Source organism: Tsuneonella flava (assembly GCF_002870965.1).
Taxonomy (GTDB): domain Bacteria; phylum Pseudomonadota; class Alphaproteobacteria; order Sphingomonadales; family Sphingomonadaceae; genus Tsuneonella; species Tsuneonella flava.
Genome location: NZ_PHSO01000009.1, coordinates 24507 through 42758, shown reverse-complemented (window position 1 = coordinate 42758; position 18252 = coordinate 24507). Strand labels below are relative to the sequence as shown.

The following is an 18252-nucleotide window of genomic DNA, read 5'->3' as shown; positions in this document are numbered from 1 at the left end:
GACGTCCGTGAACTTAGTTCTGATCTCAATATTCCTAGGGTTGCTAGCCGTTGTATACGGCTTCGTGACCAGTCGTCAGGTACTCAGCAAAAGCGCCGGCAATGAGAAAATGCAGGAAATCGCCGGGGCTATTCAGGAAGGCGCACAAGCCTACCTGAAACGGCAATATACCACGATCGGCATCGTCGGTGTGGTCGTGGCCGTGGTGGTCGCAGTATTTCTGGGAACGATCAGCGCGACGGGTTTCGTGCTGGGTGCGATCCTTTCGGGTGTTGCCGGTTTCATCGGCATGAACATTTCCGTCCGTTCGAATGTCCGCACTGCGGCGGCCGCACAGGTCGGGCTGCAACAGGGCCTGACGCTGGCGTTTCGCGCAGGGGCAATCACCGGGATGCTGGTGGCGGGCCTCGCGCTGCTGGCTATCGCAGGGTTTTTCTATGTGCTTGTCGGCCCGATGGGTATGCAAGCCAACGACCGGGCCGTGATCGAAGCACTGACCGCGCTGGCATTCGGCGCGTCGCTGATTTCGATCTTCGCACGTCTGGGCGGCGGTATTTTCACGAAGGCGGCCGATGTCGGCGCCGACCTCGTCGGCAAAGTGGAAGCAGGCATTCCAGAAGACGATCCGCGCAACCCGGCCGTGATTGCCGACAACGTGGGCGATAATGTCGGTGACTGCGCCGGTATGGCAGCCGACCTGTTCGAAACCTATGTCGTCACAGTCGGGGCAACGATGGTGCTGACTGCGCTGTTGCTGACCGGACTTGGCACAATGTTGCTGCCGATGATGTCGCTCCCTCTGCTGATCGGCGGGGTCTGCATCGTCACTTCGATCATCGGCACTTATGCCGTTCGCCTTGGTAGCGGCACCAATATCATGGGCGCCATGTACAAGGGCTTCCTGCTGACTGCAGTGCTCTCTGTCCCCGCGATCTATCTGGCGATGACGATGGCGCTGGGCGACATGAATGCGATGATCGGCGGCGAAGCTGTCACCGAAGCGGGCTATGCCATCCAGAACGGCGTAATCGCGGAAGTGCAGGAAACCGCCAGTATTGGCGGATTCACTGGAATGGATCTGTTCTGGTGCGCGATGCTCGGCCTCGTCATCACTGGGCTGATTATCTGGATCACCGAATACTACACCGGGACCAACTATCGCCCTGTGCGGTCTATCGCCAAATCGAGCGAGACCGGTCACGGCACCAATGTGATCCAGGGTCTCGCCATCAGCATGGAAGCCACTGCGCTGCCGACACTGGTGATCGTGGCGGGTATCATCATCGCCTACCAGCTCGCTGGTCTGATCGGGATCGCTTACAGTGCGACTGCGATGCTGGCACTGGCGGGCATGGTCGTGGCGCTCGACGCCTATGGCCCTGTCACCGACAATGCTGGCGGCATTGCTGAAATGGCGGGCCTCGACGATTCCGTGCGGGAGAAGACCGACGCGCTCGATGCAGTGGGCAACACCACCAAAGCGGTGACCAAAGGCTATGCCATCGGTTCCGCCGGGCTTGCTGCGCTGGTGCTGTTCGCGGCCTATACCACCGATCTCAAGGAGTTCTTCCCTGGCATAAATGTCGATTTCAGCCTGGAGAACCCTTACGTAATCGTGGGCCTGCTGCTCGGCGCGTTGCTGCCTTACCTGTTCGGTTCGATGGGTATGACCGCTGTGGGCCGCGCTGCGGGCGACGTGGTGAAAGACGTGCGCGAACAGTTCGCCGCCGATCCGGGTATTATGGCGGGCACGAGCCGCCCCAATTATGCCCGCACGGTGGACCTCGTCACCAAAGCCGCGATCAAGGAAATGATCGTTCCTTCGCTGTTGCCGGTACTGGCGCCGATCGTGGTTTATTTCGTGATCGCTGCGATTGGTGGGCAGGCCAACGGCTTCGCGGCATTGGGCGCATTGCTGCTGGGCGTGATCGTCGGCGGCTTGTTCGTCGCCCTGTCGATGACCGCCGGTGGCGGTGCATGGGACAACGCGAAGAAGTACATCGAAGACGGCCATCACGGCGGCAAGGGGTCCGACGCGCACCACGCTGCGGTGACCGGTGACACCGTGGGCGATCCTTACAAGGATACAGCAGGCCCGGCGGTGAACCCGATGATCAAGATCACCAACATCGTCGCGTTGCTGCTGCTGGCGGCGCTGGCTGGCGGCCATATGGCAGGCTGACAAAACCTTCCCATTTCGGGACACCATACCCCGCCCGGCGCAATTCGGGCGGGGTTTTTGTTGTACGTTAAATTTTCCGCAGCCTTCTCCGGGTATTGGCAAGACACAGCGCATGAAGGCGCGATGGATGAAGGTTAACGTATCGACGTGGAGCAGCCGCTCAAAATCATGGCAGACACCTGCCCTGCTGAGTTGCACTTCACCGTGCAACCGTGGCGCACGCGTGGGATCGATGCGGCATGGGATGCGCTGGCACAGTGTGCGGCCGAACCCAATCCGTTTATCGAACGCTGGTTCATGCAAGCCAGCCTCGACGCCTTCGATCATGCCGACGAGGTGCAACTCGCCACGCTCGAACATGATGGCACGCTGGTCGGGATCATCCCGCTGGCGCGGCTGAATCGCTATGCCGGATACCCCTTCCCCCACATTGCCGGCTGGGTGCATTACAACGCCTTCTGCGGCGCACCACTGGTCGCCGCCGGATACGAACGCGCATTCTGGCGCGAACTGCTGGCATGGTGCGACAGACATGCTGGCGCACGTCTGTTTCTCCACCTGTCTCACCTGCCCGTAGAAGGGCCACTCTTCGCTGCCTTGCGCGATGTCACCGCCTCGCAACACCGCCCTGCGGCTATCGTCCATCGGGAAGAGCGCGCCCTGCTCGCTTCCGATCTGACCCCGGACGCCTATTTCGAAGCGTCGATGAGCGGCAAGAAGCGCAAGGAACTGCGCCGACAGGCCAAGCGATTGAGCGAAGAAGGGGCGCTGCGTTTCGAGCGACTGACCGACGCCACTGCGCTTTCTGACTGGATTGCCCGGTTCCTCGCTCTGGAACAGGCCGGATGGAAAGGGGCGGAAGGCTCTGCGCTGGCCTGCACGAACGACACCCGGCAGTTCTTTCGCGACGCGCTGAGCGCCGCCGCTGTTGCGGGCAGGCTGGAACGTCTGGCGCTCTATCTCGACGAACGACCGATTGCGATGCTGGCCAATTTCATCACTCCGCCCGGCGCATACAGCTTCAAGACAACATTCGATGAGGACTACGCGCGCTATTCCCCCGGCGTGCTGCTTCAGCGCGAAAACCTCGACATATTGGCAAACGACGCGGTTGCGTGGTGCGATAGCTGTGCGGCGGCGGATCATCCCATGATCGAGCGCATCTGGCGCGAGAAGCGCCTGGTCGTGCGGGTATCGATAGCAATCGGCGGGCAAGCCCGCCGTACCCTTTGCAAAGCCATATTGCGCGCCGAGACAGGCGCATTTCCCAAAGGACTGTAACTGATGGATGCTGTTACTGGAATTACCGATAGCGACCGGGCTGTGTTCGGGGCGGATACACGCGCACAATTCGCTGTTGCCTATCCTGAAACACCGGTAAAGCTGCACCACAACCTCGAACATCATCCGCTGCTGACGCTGGAGGCACTGGCCGGACTGGCGGGTAAACTGCCCAACGATCAGATCGAGTATAATCGCGGCGACCTGCCGATCGGCCTCGATGGCAAGCCCACGCCCACAGGCCTGTCGATTGAAGAGACCATCCTCCACGTTGCCACCAGCAACAGCTGGGCAGTGCTCAAGAACATTCAACAAGTGCCGGAATACGAAACGCTTCTGCTCTCGCTGCTCGGTGAGCTGAAACCTGTGATCGAAGAGAAGACCGGGGCGATGCTGCGCCCGCAAGGGTTCATCTTCATTTCCAGCCCCAATGCTGTGACGCCCTATCACTTTGACCCCGAGCACAACATCCTGCTGCAACTCACCGGCAGCAAAACGATGGTGCAGTTCCCGGCGGGCGACAATCGGTTCGCCCCCGATACCACTCACGAAACCTACCACTCCGGTGGGCCGCGCGAACTGACCTGGGCCGACGAACTGGCAGCAGGGGCAACGGAGTTTCCCCTTGCCCCTGGCGAAGCGGTGATGGTGCCGGTGATGGCACCGCACTACGTCAAGGTCGGGCCGGATAGCTCCATCTCGCTGTCGATCACCTGGCGCAGCGACTGGAGCTTCGCCGAAGCGGACGCCCGTTGCTGGAACGGAGTGCTTCGTAAAGCTGGGCTCAACCCGCGGGCACCGGGCCGCTGGCCGCATTCGAACAAAGCCAAGGCCACAGCCTTTCGCATCTGGCGGCGGCTTGGCCTTGGCAGCTAGCTCCGCTGCGGTTGGTTGACGTATGCGTAAGCCTGTCGCAAGGCAGAACGCATGACTGACCGACCGACCGACGAACAGCTTGTTTCGGGGCTTATCGCCCTGCTCGATCCCACTCCGCAAGGCCCGGACCGTTTCGAAGGGCCTCGCAATCCCGGCGGGGTCGGCCGGGTGTTTGGCGGACAAGTGATCGCGCAGGCGCTGGTCGCTGCCGAGCGTACTGTGGGGGAGGATCGCGCTGCCCATTCGCTCCACGCCTATTTCCTGCGCGGCGGTAGCGAAGACCACCCGATCACGCTCGACATCGCGCGCGATTTCGATGGCGGCAGCTTCTCCAACCGCCGGGTCGTGGCGCTGCAACCGGGCAAAGACGGGAGCCCCAGCCCGATCCTGAATCTGACCGCCAGTTTCCAGCGCGAGCAGCCGGGGCTGGAGCATCAGGAAGCTATTGCGCCCGACGTGCCCGGCCCGGATGATCTGGAGCCGGACGATATCATTCGCGCCCGCTATGCCGAGAAGATGGAAGGCCCCGCCCGCGCATTCTTCCTCCGCCCTCGGCCGATCGAGATTCGCGCCACCGCCCCGGCCCACTGGACCAGTCGCGAACCGCAGAAGCCCACACAGGCCAGCTGGTTCCGCGCCCGTACTCCGTTGCCCGACGATCCCCGGCTGCACCGGGCGGTGCTGGCCTACCTGTCGGATATGCAACTGCTGGGCACATCGCTGCTGCCCCACGGCATTTCATGGCTGCGCGGCGAAGTGAAGAACGCCAGCCTCGACCATGCTCTGTGGTTTCACGCGCCCTTTCGTGCCGACGAATGGCTGCTCTATGTCACCGACAGTCCGTGGTCGGGTGGCAGTCGCGGCTTCAACCGCGGGCAGATCTTCCAGAACGGCCGACTGATCGCCAGCGTCGCGCAGGAAGGGATGATCCGCCGGGTAGATCCCAAAGCGACGTAATCCACAGGTATATCTGGTAACTTTCTAACTCCTTCTTAACCACCGCAACGCCATTCTCTCGTCAATGATCGAGGAGTTTCCCCCGTTGCCCATTTCTGCCCGCTTCACCCCCGCGCTCAACGATGACCGTCGCACGGCGGCACGCCATACGCTGCAGCTTGGTGTTAACGGACACGCAGATGGCAGCGACCCGCATGCGGCCCGAGTGCTCAACATTTCGAACACCGGAATGCTGGTCGAATGCCCGCTCGCTCTGGCGCAGGGTGACGTCTTCACGGTCGATTTGCCGCGATCCGGCGAATGCGAAGCCGAAGTCGTGTGGGCCGATGCCCCGATGTTCGGCTGCCGCTTCCGTACCGAACTGAGCGATGGGGCGCTCGCTGCTGCCCGGCTGGCCGGAAAGGCAGAAAGCCGCACTATCGAACTGGCACCCGGCAGCCCTGCCGATATGGAGGATTTCGGGGAGCGATTGCACCGTCTGCGGAGCGAACGCGGCCTGTCGCTGTCCGATGTGGCCGACCGGCTGGGCGTGAGCAAGCCAACGGTCTGGGCATGGGAACACGGCAAATCGCGCCCGATCGAACGCCGCCTCGCCAGTCTGGCCCAGGTGCTTGGTGTCACACCCGCCGGCCTGCAACCCGCCCCTCCCAGCCAGGACGAGATCGTGGCACGCCACCGCCGCCGCATCGCGGAAATGTATGGCGTGGAGCCGGAACGGGTCCGCATCATGATTGACCTGTAAGCGCAGCAGTCAGCAGCGATCATCGCGCCCCAACCCACGCAAACAGACCCACTACCGCAAATTTCCCTTGCCTCTACCCATCCTGTTCGGACAAGACCGAGATAGTTAACGAAAAGCAAATTAGTGTGAATATTCATTAGGTTAATCACAGACTAACGTCACACTAACCCGCTTTTCGCTGATCCCGGCGATGGGCATCGCCACATCGCCGGGCGCGTTAGCTGCACAGCGCGCGAATCGGTTAAACGGGCCATTGGGGCAGGCGATTCGCCCTCTCTGGCCATGCGAGCGGGGGCACAGTTTCGCATGTGGGGTAATCTTTCGCCGGGCGAATGCACGGCACTCTATCGACTGGTGGCAGGCAGTGCGCGCGATCTCGTGCTTAAACTCGACCGGCGCGGGCGAGTGGTCGATGCATCGCCTGCCAGCGCGCGACTTGGCCTCGCATTCGCAGGCAACCCTGTCGGCCGGCATCTGCTCGAACTGCTGCATCCTTCCTGCGTCCATGCGGTGATCGAAGCCCACCGCGCCGTGCAGGCAGGCGAAATCGAAGACAGCGGCTGGATCGAAGTGCTGGCGCAAGTGCAGAACGGCGATCAGCAATGGTTCGAACTCAAGCTCGGCCCTTTGCCGTACGACGGCGGCACAGTCGGCCTGCTGCGTTCGATCGAAGATCGACGTGCCCTGGAAGACCAGTTGTTCACTGCCGCGATGACCGACCCGCTGACCCGGCTGAGCAATCGTGACGCGTTCGTGCGGATGCTGCAACACCTGATCGACGCCGGGGCGCATGGCCATGTTGCTCTGTTCGATCTGGATCACTTGCGGACCCTCAACTTGCGCCACGGGCACAGCGGCGGTGATCGTGTACTGGTGGCATTCGCCCACCTGATGCAGAAACTGATGGGGCCTGACGACATTCTCAGCCGCATTGCAGGTGGCACGTTCGGTGTGCTGCTGACCGAAACCGCCGAGACCGAAGCGGCCAGCGCGTGCTACCGGATTCTGGAAGCGCTCGACGCCGCGTCGCCCACTGGCCACAGCCACCTGCACCTGACCGCCAGTGCCGGGCTCGCTCCGTTCGGCAACACCCCCGATGCCACCTTGCGCGCCGCCGAACTGGCACTGGTGAATGCCAAGGCGCGGGGGCGCAATCGGCTCGAACGGGCGGAAACCCATCACCGGCAATGGGGCATGGCAATTGGCTGGTAAGGCCACACTGCGGTGGACCGCATATCGGAGTTTTGAAAGGTGTGACTTTCCTCCGGTGAGAGCGCGTTTGCGTGTGGACTTCGAAATCGCCCAAATCGCCGGGATGTGTGACTTTTCCACCTGCCGAAAATTGATTGTCGCGCGCGCCATCCGGCGGTGAATACGCCCGTCGACCCGATGTAGGAAAGCGATGCGCGACTTCCGCCCCCATGCCGCGCACCGGAATGGCGGCGCCCTGCCAGCGCAGCGCCCAGGAAGCTGGGCCCCGGCTCAAGGCCGGGATGGCGGTGGGATGGCGGGGAGCATCAGGGGCGGTCTTCGCCTCCATCTCAGCGGAAGCAATTACCAGTGCCCCCATGAACCAACTCTGGCGACTGCCGACCGAAGTGTTCCCTGCTTCGGGCACCCACCTGCTCACTCGTCATTGCGAACACAGTGAAGCAATCCATGGAGTGAGGGCGGCGCCTATCGTACCGGTTGCGATAGGCGCATGCGGCGGTCCATGGATTGCCACGTCGCCTGCGGCTCCTCGCAATGACGAGTGTTAGCAGGATGAGTGAAGCCGTCCCACAACATCGCCCCGAATCTGATCCGGGGCCCTGCTGTTCTGCCAGCGCAGCGCCCAAAAAGCTGGACCCCGGATCAAGTCCGGGGCGACGGTTGAAGTTAGCCAGCTCTGAGGCGGAGCAGGATCGCAACCTTCCCCCACCAACACCCCTCACCCGCCGGGGTGGTAGAAATCCCATATCTTCTGCGCCACACCGGCGCTGATGCCCGGTGTTCGCTTCAGGTCTTCCAGCGCGGCGGCGCGCACTTTTCCGGCGGTGCCGAAATGTAGCAGCAGCGCACGTTTGCGATTCGGGCCGATGCCGGGAATCTCGTCCAGCGGCGATGCCGTGATGGCCCGGCTGCGTTTGGCGCGGTGGGCGCCGATTACATAGCGGTGCACTTCGTCGCGCAAGGTCTGGAGATAGAACAGCAGAGGCGAATTGACCGGCAGTGTCTTCTCCCGCCCATCGGGGAAGTGGAACACCTCGCGCCCTTCGCGGCCGTGGTGCGGCCCCTTGGCGATCGCGATCAGCGGCACATCCTCGATTCCCATTTCCTCCAGCGTGTCGCGCACAGTGCTCATCTGCCCTTTGCCGCCATCGATCAGCACGAGATCGGGCCACGTCCCGTCTTCGCCGCTGGTGGTGTGGTCGGGATCGTCCTCCAGCGCACGGGCGAAGCGGCGCTGCATCACTTCGCGCATCATGCCGAAATCGTCGTTCGTCTGCGCGCTGCGGATGTTGAATTTGCGATACTGCCCTTTCACAAATCCTTCCGGCCCGGCGACGATCATCGCCCCCACCGCCTTCGCCCCCTGAATGTGGCTGTTGTCGTACACCTCGATCCGCTGCGGCGGTTCGGGCAGTTCGAGAAATTCGGCCAGTTGCCGCCCGATCTGCGCGCGGGTGCCGCTTTCGGCCAGTCTGCGGTCGAGCGCCTCCACCGCGTTGCGGCTGGCCTGTTCCATCAGCCGCCGCCGGTCGCCTCGCTGAGGAACGGATATTTCCACCCGGTGCCCCGCCGCTTCGCAAAAAGCCTCCTGCAACAAAGCGCGATCGGGCAGATCGCGATCGACGAGGATGTGTTTCGCCGGGGGCACTTCTTCATAAAACTGTGCGAGGAAGCTCGACATCACTTCCTCCTCGCTCAACCCGTCGGTGTGGCTGGGGAAGAATGCACGGTGGCCCCAGTTCTGCCCGCCGCGCACGAAAAACGCCTGCACTCCGATATGGCCGCCCTTGCTCGCCATTGCGAACACATCGGCATCGCCCACCCCGGCGGCATTGATCGCCTGGCTGCCCTGAATTGCAGTGGCAGCCCGCAGCCGGTCGCGCAGCATCGCCGCCCGTTCGAAGTCGAGTGCCGCAGCCGCCTGTTCCATCTGCGCTTCGATCTGCGCCTGCACCGCGCCCGATTTGCCGCCGAGGAAATCCTTCGCCTGCTGCACCAGTTCGGCATAGCCCGCCTCGTCGATCCGCCCGACACAGGGCGCGCTGCACCGCTTGATCTGATAGAGCAGACAAGGCCGGTCGCGGCGGGAAAAGAACCCGTCGGTGCAACTCCGCAGCAGGAACAGCTTTTGCAGCGCATTGATCGTGGTGTTGACGCTGCCCGCGCTGGCAAAGGGGCCGTAGTAATTCCCCTTCGCCCGCCGTGCCCCGCGATGCTTCATGATCCGTGGGAAATCGTGATCGGCGCGCAGCAGAATGAACGGGAACGATTTATCGTCGCGCAGCAAGACGTTATAGGCCGGGCGGTATCGCTTGATCAGTTGCGCTTCCAGCAGCAGCGCCTCGGCTTCCGAATTGGTGGTAACGATTTCCATCCGGCGGGTCTGGCTGACCATCCGTTGCAACCGATTGGTCAGATTCTGCACTTGCGTGTAGTTCGTCACCCGGTTCTTCAGCGCCCGCGCCTTGCCGACATAGAGCACGTCGCCACGCGCATCGAGCATACGATAGACGCCCGGAACCGGCTTTAAGGTTTTAACTGTGTCGCGGATCGCCGCGACCCCTGCCGCGAGATCGGGCTGGCTGGAGCCTTTGACAACAAAAGTCGCCCGCTCTTCATTGAAGCGTTCGGCACCTCTGGGGTCTGGCGGAGATCCGGCTTCTGTGCGGCTCATATGCGCGCCAAGATAGGTTTCGCAGCGAAATTGGGAAGGGATTGGTTCGCAAGTGCAAAATTGTTCGCCAATGAATTCAGCCGCCTGTTCGCAATAAAAGCGAATTATCTCGGCTTTTCAGAGGCTCTAGCTTGTGGATAACTTTGGATTACGGGAGAATGGCTCAACCGTGAAGTGATTCGGCAAGCCAGGGGTGGGGGCGCGATGAAGTACGATTACACGATGCATCGGACCGGCGCATTTCCGGATATATACGGAAGTGGGGAATGCCCGGAACGGGTATTGGACGAAATTTTTCGTAACCATTTACCGTCTGGCCATGTGATTACATTCGCCAATGAAAAGGGCGGCGTGGGCAAAACCACGATGGCTTTTCAGGCGGGCGTAGCGCTGGCATCGCGTGGTTTGCGGGTACTGGCGGTGGACCTCGACGCACGGCAACGCAGCCTGTCGCGCACACTGGAGGCGCGCCACGCCACCGCCCATTGCCTGAATGCAAAACTGCCTGCGATTCAGTCGATCCGCATCGATAATAACAGCACCGCCATGCTGCAGCAGGAAATCGCGCGGCTGGGCAGCGAAATCGATGTCGTGATTATCGATGTGGCCGGGCGCGACTGTCCGCAGGCGCGACGCGCGATCGCACTGGCCGATACACTGGTCACTCCGATCAGCGCATCGCACTACGATCTCGATGCTCTGGGCCATTTCGATCCCGTGACGCACGAACTGCGCGAACCGAGCGCCTTTGCACGGACAGTCCTTGCCTTGCGCGCAGAACAGCTTGCGCGCGGATTGAGCACGGCGGACTGGGTGGTGGCCCGCAATCGTGTGCGGTCGGTCGATTCCGCTCAGATGGAACGGATCGGCGCAGGGCTGCTCCAGCTATCCGAAAGCTATAGCTTGCGGATCGTAGAAGGGCTGAGCGAACGGGTGGTCTATCGCGACCTGCTGCAATTCGGGCTGACTGTGGCCGATATCCCGCTAATCCCGCAACTGCGGAAACACGCGCGCAAGGGCAGGCAGGAAATCGACCGTGTTCTGGCGACTTTCGATCTGCCCGAACCGCCGGAAACCGCCACACTGCATCGCTCCGAAGCCGCCCCCGCACGCCGCGCACCTGTGCTGAACCGCACCCGCGACAATTATGTGCGCGCGGTTCTGGAAACGCTTTGCCCGACACGAGGCCCGGCACGGGTAGAGGCATAGCTGCATCGCCGTGCATTGCGCGCCAGCAGGCAGCCATGCCTCCCCCAATTACGAGGCCCGTTTTTAGAACACCTTGCGGAACTCGATTTCCACGAACCGACCGACCGGGTCGATCAGCGCGGGCTGATAGCGCAACGGTACGGTGCCGGTGGAATCGGTCACTTTCTGGCGGGTGTCGAACAGGTTGTCCGCCCGCAACGACATCCGCCAGCCCTTCCAGAAGCCCGGATCGCCACCGCCGGTCAGCCAGTCTTGCTGAGACAGGTCCATGAACAGGCGGAGATTGAACGTCGTCAGCGAACCGAACCGCAGATCGCTCGACCCCGGCAGCGCGCTGCCGTTGACGTCTGTTGCGCTCTGGTAATTGGCGGACAGGCGCCCGCCGATCCCGCCGCGGAATAATCCGCCCTCCAGCTCCAGCTTGTGACGCGGTGTGCCGCCGCTGCCGGTGGCATCGCCGTTGAGCATATCGAGCTCCGGCCCGCCGGGTGCGATCAGCACACGGTTGGTCAGTTCGACGGTATGATAGAACGAGAGGTTCCACCGCCCGCGTCCATCGTCACCCCGGCCAAAGCCAGGCGATCCACCACCCCGAGCTCTACCCGACTGGCCACCCGATGCCCCTTGCTTCGCTGCGTCGCCCGCAGGTGCGCCGCCGGGTGGAGTCATCGAGCACAGGCGTTGCTGCAATGCTTTCAACCGCGCAGGATCCACTTGCCCGTCAGCTCCCTTGAGCCGATCGCGCACACTTTCGGGCAGCACCGTCAGATCGGGCTCCTTCCCCGGTTCTGGACAGAGCGCGATCCGCAGCTTTTCGAAACGGGCGGGATCCATCTGCGGGCGTGGCTTGGCTCCATCCGCCGAACAGATACGTTCGCGCGCCTGCGCCACCTTGGCCGGATCGACAGTGCCGTCCTCACCTTTCAGCCGTTCCTGCATCCGCTCGGGAAGCTGAGAGATATCGGGCACTTGCCCTTCGGGCGTGTTGCAAAATTGCGCCCGCATCGCGGCGAAGCGCGCGGGATCGAAAGCAGCGACACTTCCCGGCCCGCCAGCGCGCGGCCCACCCGGCGGAGGCCCGGCCTCGCCCGCCGGTGGCGAAGCAGGAGCCGGAGCAGCCGCGCCACGCCCGCCGCCACTGGCACCACCCGCCACTGCCTCTTTCGCTTTACCGAAACGCCCGAACAGGTTGATCCCGTAGCGAATGCGCGAACTATTCTCCTCAGCAAAGGTAACAGGCCGCTGATCGATCGCCAGCAAAGTGCCGTCGGCTGCGCGTGTCACCCGGCCGGGGAACGCCGCCTCGATCGCCGGAGTCAGCACCGGGAAACTGTTCGTGGTGTTGGTCGAATGATTGCTGAAATATTCGACCCGGAAGCTTGTACGGTCAAACAGATCGATGTCGTAATTGGCCGACAGTTTCCAATCGCGCTGGGTTTCCGCTGTCAGGTTGGGATTGCCGCCGCTGGTTACTGTGGCGAGCACAGTGGTCCCATTGGTGAAATCGTACACCGGCACGTTGTAATCGATCAGAGTCGCGGCGCCCAGTTGCGTCAGCGACGGAGCCACGTCGGTCACGATGCGGGTTGCCTGCAAGCTGAGCCGTTCCACCGGACTCCAGGTGATCCCCGCGGTGTAGTTCCACAAGGTATCGAAATCCGACAGGTGATCGACACCCCCAGCGAGGTTGAGCGACAGATCGCCAATCGCTGCCCCGAACCCTTCCCGCCTGCTGGTAATCGGCACGCCAAGCGTAATACTGCCATTTACCCGTTGGCGATCGAGCGAAACATCGGGCCCGGCAATCCGGCTGTCGCTGCTATCGATACCGTTGGCCTTGAACCCGGCAGCGAATGTCGCGCTGACATCGCCCGCCGGCAGATGAAGCGGATTGCCCATCAACGTAGCTTTGGTGTCTATCGTGTAGGTTTGCGAACGCGAAGTATCGATCCCTGCCGATGGCACAGTGGGCAACTGGCCGTCGATTGCCAGCGTGCCTGCGGCGGCCGCTGTAACCAGCGCCGATGTGTCGCGACGACGATCAATCTGGCTTTCGGTGTTACCAAGCGTCGCGTCCACCGTCGTCTGGAACTGCCACGCGCCCAGGGGCAGAGCGAGCGAACTGCCGAGCGAATACGTATCAGCGGTTGTTCGCCGCATAATCGGATCGGCATCGAGCGCCCGCAAGGCGGTGTTGCCGACACCGTCTGTCAGCAGAACCGTGTCGAGCCCGGAAAGGCTGCGTTTTACATTACGCGTGACCTGCCCGTTGATGGTGAACTGGCCGCCCAGCCCATCTTTGCCCAGCCCGCGTGTCCAGGTCACATTGCCTTCGAGTTCCTGATTCTTCGCCACCAGAGTGCGATAGTCCGCCGGGTTCGGATCGGTGGCCACCGTGGGTTCGCTGCCATCGGCCTGTACCACCTCGCGCTCCCCTTCGGTCAGCGGCGTAGTAGTGGTATATTCGGCGCTGGCATTGAACCGGTTCGGTCCGGCGATCCGCAGCATGGACAGTTCGGCCTGCCCGGTGCTGGTGCCACCACGGGTGGGCATTCCGTATTCCGCCTCTACCTCGCGACTGGCAAAATCGCTTTTCAGGATGATATTCACGACGCGCGCATCGGCCGGATAGCCGAATTTCAGCGCCACCTCTTCTGGCAGAACTTCGATCTTACGGATTGCTTCCGGCGGATAGCGACGGAATTCGCGGAAATTGGCAATCCGCTGTCCGTTGACGAGGAACACCGGTCTGCCGCCACGCCCGCGCCCCGATCCGGTTTGCGGAGCAAGCTGCGAAATCAGATCGTCGATCGACGAGGCTCCATAAGCCGCAATGTCAGCTTCATCGAGCTCGAGCACCGGAGGCACATCGGTATCGACCTGACCGGGCAGACGCGTGGCGGTGACAATGATCTCGTTGGCGAAATCATCTGCATCGTCATCAGTCGGCGCGGTTGTCGGCGTCGGGGTGCCCTGCGATACAGGCGCGGCATCGGCGGCGGCGGCTATAGTCGGTGCGCCGCATACGGCCAGAGCGATAAGCGAAACTGTGGTCGAGGTTATACGCAAGAGTCAGTTACTTTCATTTCCAAATGCTTTTGGCATTTTCCAGGTGCTTCTGGTTCCCCCCGGTCCCAGCGCAGATTCCTGCAAATTCGCAACTGCGAAAACAACAGCACAAAGCGTAACTTTTTGTCGCAGGGCCATTGCTCGCAAATGAACCGCTATAATTCCGGCGGATGCGGCAGGCACTTTCCTTTTCACGATCTTCGGTCTATGGGCGCGCGACCGGTGCGTAGCGCACCTGACCCAAATACAGGAACCGACTGGATACATGGCAAAAGAAGAACTCCTCGAAATGCGCGGCAAGGTAGTCGAACTGCTGCCAAACGCGATGTTCCGGGTAGAGCTTGAAAACGGCCATGAAATTCTCGGCCATACTGCTGGCAAGATGCGTAAGAACCGCATTCGCGTGCTGACGGGTGACGAAGTGCTCGTCGAACTGACGCCTTACGATCTGACCAAGGGGCGCATCACGTATCGCTTTATGCCGGGACGCGGTGGCCCCGGCCCGCAATAAGCACCGTGGCCCCGGCGGCCCGGTAATGCAGGCCCGATGATACAGGCCCAATGACTACGCCCCCTGCCCCCCAGCTCGTGCTTGCTTCGGCCAGCCCACGGCGGCGAGAGCTGATCGCGCGGCTTGGCATCGTGCCCGATCGCGTGGCCCCTGCCGATATCGACGAAACCCCAAACAAGGTGGAAATCCCTCGCGATTATGCGCGACGGATGGCGCGGGAAAAAGCCATTGCCGCTGCCGCGATGATCGGTGATGCCAGCGATGGCGCGTTCGTATTGGCGGGCGACACAGTTGTCGCCGCCGGTCGTCGGATACTGCCCAAGGCGGAAGACGAATCGACCGCGCGGAATTGCCTCGAACTGCTATCGGGCCGCCGTCACCGCGTGCTGTCGGCCATTGCCTTGCGGGCGCCCGACGGCACGATCCGCGAAAAGTTGAGCGAAACGGTAGTCCGCTTCAAACGCCTCTCCGAAGATGAACTGTCCGCCTATCTTGCAAGCGGCGAATGGCACGGGAAGGCAGGCGGATACGCGATACAGGGCGCGGCCGAAGGCCTGATCGCGTGGATACAAGGCAGCCATTCGGGCGTCGTCGGCCTGCCGCTATACGAAACCCGCGCTCTGCTACGCGCGGCGGGGTTCCCCATTGCCTGAATGGCTGGTCGAACACGGCATCGGTGAAGACCGCGCGGTGCTGATGGATGGCGACAGTGTATTGGCGGCAAAGTGCCGCTGGCCGGGCGAACTCCACGCCGGGCAATCGATAGATGCGAAGCTCGTCCGCAAGGAATCGGGTACAGTGCGTGGCGTGGGAGAAACCGACGACGGGCGCACGATCCTGATCGACCGCCTGCCGCGCAACGCGCAGGAGGGGACAATGCTGCCCCTTACCATTATGCGCGGTGCGATTGCGGAACGCGGACGCTACAAACTGCCTGCCGCGCGCCCGGCGGATATGGCCACCCCCGCCAGCGATATATTCGCCAGTGCTCGCCCGGTGCGCCGCTTGCCGCAGGGCGCATGGGAGAACGTGTGGGATGCCGCATCGTCCGGCGAAATCGCCTTCGCTGGCGGATCGCTGCTGTTTTCCGCCACCCCGGCGATGACGCTGATCGATATCGACGGCACTCTGCCCCCGCGCGAACTGGCGCTGGCGGCTGTGGCGCCGCTGGCCCGCGCACTGCGCTGGTTCGATCTGGGCGGTTCCATCGGAATCGACTTCCCGACGATTGCCGACAAGCCGGGCCGCCGCGCGGTGGACGAATCGCTGGGCACCACGCTGACCGACTGGCCACACGAACGCACGGCGATAAACGGGTTCGGCTTCGTTCAGATCGTCGCCCGACTGGAAGGGCCGTCGCTGCTGCACCGCTTGGCCACCGCGCGTCTGGGCGCTGCGGCCCGCATGGCACTGCGCCGGGCAGAGCGAATCGATGGAGCGGGCGAAACCCTGCTCACCATACACCCGGCGCTTTCCGTCAGGCTGCGCCCCGAATGGCGCGAAGAGCTGATACGGCGCACGGGGCGGCCATTGCAGGTGCAAACCGATCCGGCCCTTGCCATCGAAGCGGCCCATGCCCAGCTTGTCTCCCGATGAAGACCGCCCGCCCCTGCCCGATCTGCAAGAAACCGCGAACCGAGGAGTTCGCGCCGTTCTGTTCCCAACGTTGCCGCGACCGCGACCTGGCGCAATGGTTCAACGATGGCTATGCCGTGCCCGGCCCGCCCGCCGATCCGGAAACGCTTGCACGCGAAAGCAGTTTTGACCGGGATAGCACAAACGACTGATTCCCCCCTTGCCAAGCGGCGCTCGCTTGGCCATAGGGCCGCACTCCAACCGCCCGGCGCATTCTGGCTCCGGCGCAAAGGTGGCCTGCCTAGGTAGCTCAGTTGGTAGAGCATGCGACTGAAAATCGCAGTGTCGGCGGTTCGATCCCGTCCCTAGGCACCACCCCTTCCCTTTCCCCATCGCGGATAATTGGCTGATTGCTCGACACCGGCCGCTCGCCTGTATGCCCGACTGGCAGTATAGCTGACACCGCGCTATTGCAGCGCCCATGCACGAAACAGCCCCTGCGCTCGAAGCGTTCGATATCGCCGCCATCCTTGTCGTGGCAGCGGCCGTTCTGGGGTATATCAACCACCATTACCTCCGCCTGCCGCACACCATCGGGCTAACGGTGATGGGTGCGCTGACCTCGATCGGCGCGATGGTGGTAGATGCGCTGATCCCCGGCATCACGCTGGACGACTGGGTGGCGCAATTGCTGCAGCGGATGGATTTCACCGAAACGCTGTTGCAGGGAATGCTCAGCTTCCTCCTGTTCGCGGGGGCGCTGCATGTGAATCTGGAGCAATTGCGTAAGGACTGGCTGCCGGTTCTGCTGCTGTCCACATTCGGGGTGATTATCTCCACTATCGTCGTCGGCGCGCTGATGTGGGGTGTTGGTATCCTGCTTGCTCTGCCAATTGCGCCGATCTGGTATTTCGTATTCGGGGCGCTGATTTCTCCCACCGATCCGGTTTCCGTGCTTGGCGTTCTGCGCGAAGAGAACGTGCCGCAATCGTTGCAGGCGGCGGTGGCGGGCGAAAGCCTGTTCAACGATGGTGTGGGCATCGTGGTGTTCACGATCCTGCTCGGCGCGGCATTGACGGGGGCCGATTTCAGCTTGTCCGAAGGTATGCGCCTGTTCGCGCTGGAGGCAGGCGGCGGCATCGCGATTGGTTTCGTGATCGGCTATGTCGGGTTCAAAGCGCTCAAGAGCATGGACGAATACACGCTGGAGGTGCTGATTACTCTGGCAATCGTGATGGGCGGCTATGCTCTGGCGAGTTCGCTGCACATGTCAGGCCCGCTGGCGATGGCCGTGGCTGGTTTGCTGATCGGTAACTACGGATTCGAACGCGCGATGAGCGACGTGACCCGCGATTACGTCCACAAGTTCTGGGAACTGGTGGACGAAGTGCTCAATTCGATTCTGTTTCTGCTGATCGGGCTGGAAATGATCGCGCTTGTGCCGGGCCACGGGCATATCATGATCGGACTGGCCGCTATCGTCGTGACATTGATCGCGCGCGCCATTTCTGTGGGGGCGATGGTCAAGACGGTGCCGGGTGTCAGCCTCGACGCACCCGGCGCTGTACGAGTGTTGTGGTGGGGTGGCCTGCGCGGAGGGATATCGATTGCGCTGGTCCTGTCCCTGCCGCCGGGCGAAACGCGCCATCTGCTGCTGGCCGCGACATTTGCCGCGGTGCTATTTTCCGTGCTGATCCAGCGCGCCACGCTGGGCAAAATGATCGAGCGGTTGCAACGCCAGCACATGCCGTCGGTCGAGCCGGAACCCGAACGGATCGGCATGGGCAGCGATTATTAGTGGTATAGAAGCGCAGGTCGTCGTTTCGTCTTCCCACGTACTGGCGGAGGAAGCTGGACCCCGGCTCGGAGGCCGGGGTGACGGATAGTAAAGCGATCCCGGCTGAAACGCACCTTCACCCACTCCTTCGTCATTGCGAGGAACCGCAGGTGACGAAGGAATGGGA

The 18252-nt window shown here is 62.4% G+C and carries 14 protein-coding genes and 1 tRNA gene; 13 read left to right on the top strand and 2 right to left on the bottom strand.

The annotated features are described in order from the left end of the window. Window positions 1–7: 7 nt before the first annotated feature. The 6 genes from CV013_RS13750 to CV013_RS13725 all read left to right on the top strand — a co-directional run bounded on the left by CV013_RS13750 (window position 8) and on the right by CV013_RS13725 (window position 7250). A complete protein-coding gene (locus CV013_RS13750; RefSeq protein WP_102156276.1) occupies window positions 8–2182 on the top strand; it encodes a sodium-translocating pyrophosphatase in 2175 nt (724 codons plus the stop codon). Window positions 2183–2350: 168 nt separating this feature from the next. Continuing rightward, window positions 2351–3463 (top strand): GNAT family N-acetyltransferase, encoded by a 1113-nt coding sequence (locus tag CV013_RS13745; protein ID WP_102156337.1) that lies wholly within the window; start codon window positions 2351–2353, stop codon window positions 3461–3463. Window positions 3464–3466: 3 nt separating this feature from the next. After that, window positions 3467–4339: a cupin domain-containing protein gene (locus tag CV013_RS13740; protein WP_102156275.1), complete on the top strand. Its 873-nt coding sequence runs from the start codon at window positions 3467–3469 to the stop codon at window positions 4337–4339. Window positions 4340–4390: 51 nt separating this feature from the next. After that, complete coding sequence (locus tag CV013_RS13735; protein ID WP_102156274.1) at window positions 4391–5296, top strand: acyl-CoA thioesterase; 906 nt, start codon at window positions 4391–4393, stop codon at window positions 5294–5296. A gap of 85 nt (window positions 5297–5381) precedes the next feature. Beyond that, window positions 5382–6038, top strand: a complete 657-nt coding sequence (locus CV013_RS13730) for a helix-turn-helix domain-containing protein (RefSeq protein WP_190276572.1) — start codon at window positions 5382–5384, stop codon at window positions 6036–6038. Between the two features lie 306 nt (window positions 6039–6344). Continuing rightward, entirely contained in the window at window positions 6345–7250 is a 906-nt protein-coding gene (locus tag CV013_RS13725) for a GGDEF domain-containing protein (protein ID WP_190276571.1), read from the top strand. 718 nt (window positions 7251–7968) lie between these two features. Here CV013_RS13725 and uvrC read toward each other — a convergent pair. After that, window positions 7969–9924 carry an excinuclease ABC subunit UvrC gene (gene uvrC / locus CV013_RS13720; RefSeq protein WP_102156271.1) on the bottom strand — a complete coding sequence of 652 codons (1956 nt, stop codon included), beginning with the start codon at window positions 9922–9924 and terminating at the stop codon, window positions 7969–7971. Between the two features lie 204 nt (window positions 9925–10128). Between uvrC and CV013_RS13715 the strand changes: the two genes are divergently transcribed. Beyond that, window positions 10129–11133: a division plane positioning ATPase MipZ gene (locus CV013_RS13715; protein WP_102156270.1), complete on the top strand. Its 1005-nt coding sequence runs from the start codon at window positions 10129–10131 to the stop codon at window positions 11131–11133. Window positions 11134–11196: 63 nt separating this feature from the next. Here the strand turns inward: CV013_RS13715 and CV013_RS13710 are convergent, their stop codons facing one another. Next, window positions 11197–14202: a TonB-dependent receptor gene (locus CV013_RS13710; protein ID WP_102156269.1), complete on the bottom strand. Its 3006-nt coding sequence runs from the start codon at window positions 14200–14202 to the stop codon at window positions 11197–11199. A 265-nt stretch (window positions 14203–14467) separates the two neighbouring features. Here CV013_RS13710 and infA point away from each other — a divergent pair, with 265 nt between their 5' ends. The 6 genes from infA (at window position 14468) to CV013_RS13680 (ending at window position 18086) form a co-directional block, all read left to right on the top strand. Next, a complete protein-coding gene (gene infA / locus CV013_RS13705; protein WP_057883479.1) occupies window positions 14468–14713 on the top strand; it encodes a translation initiation factor IF-1 in 246 nt (81 codons plus the stop codon). Window positions 14714–14763: 50 nt separating this feature from the next. Continuing rightward, window positions 14764–15366 (top strand): Maf family protein, encoded by a 603-nt coding sequence (locus CV013_RS13700; protein WP_102156268.1) that lies wholly within the window; start codon window positions 14764–14766, stop codon window positions 15364–15366. Continuing rightward, a complete protein-coding gene (locus CV013_RS13695) occupies window positions 15359–16309 on the top strand; it encodes a ribonuclease (RefSeq protein WP_102156267.1) in 951 nt (316 codons plus the stop codon). The genes CV013_RS13700 and CV013_RS13695 overlap by 8 nt, the downstream gene beginning before the upstream one ends. Then, window positions 16306–16500, top strand: a complete 195-nt coding sequence (locus CV013_RS13690; protein ID WP_102156266.1) for a DNA gyrase inhibitor YacG — start codon at window positions 16306–16308, stop codon at window positions 16498–16500. Before CV013_RS13695 ends, CV013_RS13690 begins: the two co-directional genes overlap by 4 nt. 87 nt (window positions 16501–16587) lie before the next feature. Continuing rightward, window positions 16588–16663, top strand: a tRNA-Phe gene (locus tag CV013_RS13685). Between the two features lie 106 nt (window positions 16664–16769). Beyond that, a complete protein-coding gene (locus CV013_RS13680; protein WP_102156265.1) occupies window positions 16770–18086 on the top strand; it encodes a cation:proton antiporter in 1317 nt (438 codons plus the stop codon). Window positions 18087–18252 lie beyond the last annotated feature (166 nt).

Excerpts from the sequence above, each read along its gene's own strand:
- CV013_RS13700 (WP_102156268.1), top strand. The coding sequence starts at position 14,764 with ATGACTACGCCCCCTGCCCCCCAGCTCGTGCTTGCTTCGGCCAGCCCA.
- CV013_RS13735 (WP_102156274.1), top strand. The coding sequence starts at position 4,391 with ATGACTGACCGACCGACCGACGAACAGCTTGTTTCGGGGCTTATCGCC.
- CV013_RS13690 (WP_102156266.1), top strand. The coding sequence starts at position 16,306 with ATGAAGACCGCCCGCCCCTGCCCGATCTGCAAGAAACCGCGAACCGAG.
- CV013_RS13745 (WP_102156337.1), top strand. The coding sequence starts at position 2,351 with ATGGCAGACACCTGCCCTGCTGAGTTGCACTTCACCGTGCAACCGTGG.
- CV013_RS13740 (WP_102156275.1), top strand. The coding sequence starts at position 3,467 with ATGGATGCTGTTACTGGAATTACCGATAGCGACCGGGCTGTGTTCGGG.
- CV013_RS13680 (WP_102156265.1), top strand. The coding sequence starts at position 16,770 with ATGCACGAAACAGCCCCTGCGCTCGAAGCGTTCGATATCGCCGCCATC.
- CV013_RS13725 (WP_190276571.1), top strand. The coding sequence starts at position 6,345 with ATGTGGGGTAATCTTTCGCCGGGCGAATGCACGGCACTCTATCGACTG.
- uvrC (WP_102156271.1), bottom strand. The coding sequence starts at position 9,924 with ATGAGCCGCACAGAAGCCGGATCTCCGCCAGACCCCAGAGGTGCCGAA.
- infA (WP_057883479.1), top strand. The coding sequence starts at position 14,468 with ATGGCAAAAGAAGAACTCCTCGAAATGCGCGGCAAGGTAGTCGAACTG.
- CV013_RS13715 (WP_102156270.1), top strand. The coding sequence starts at position 10,129 with ATGAAGTACGATTACACGATGCATCGGACCGGCGCATTTCCGGATATA.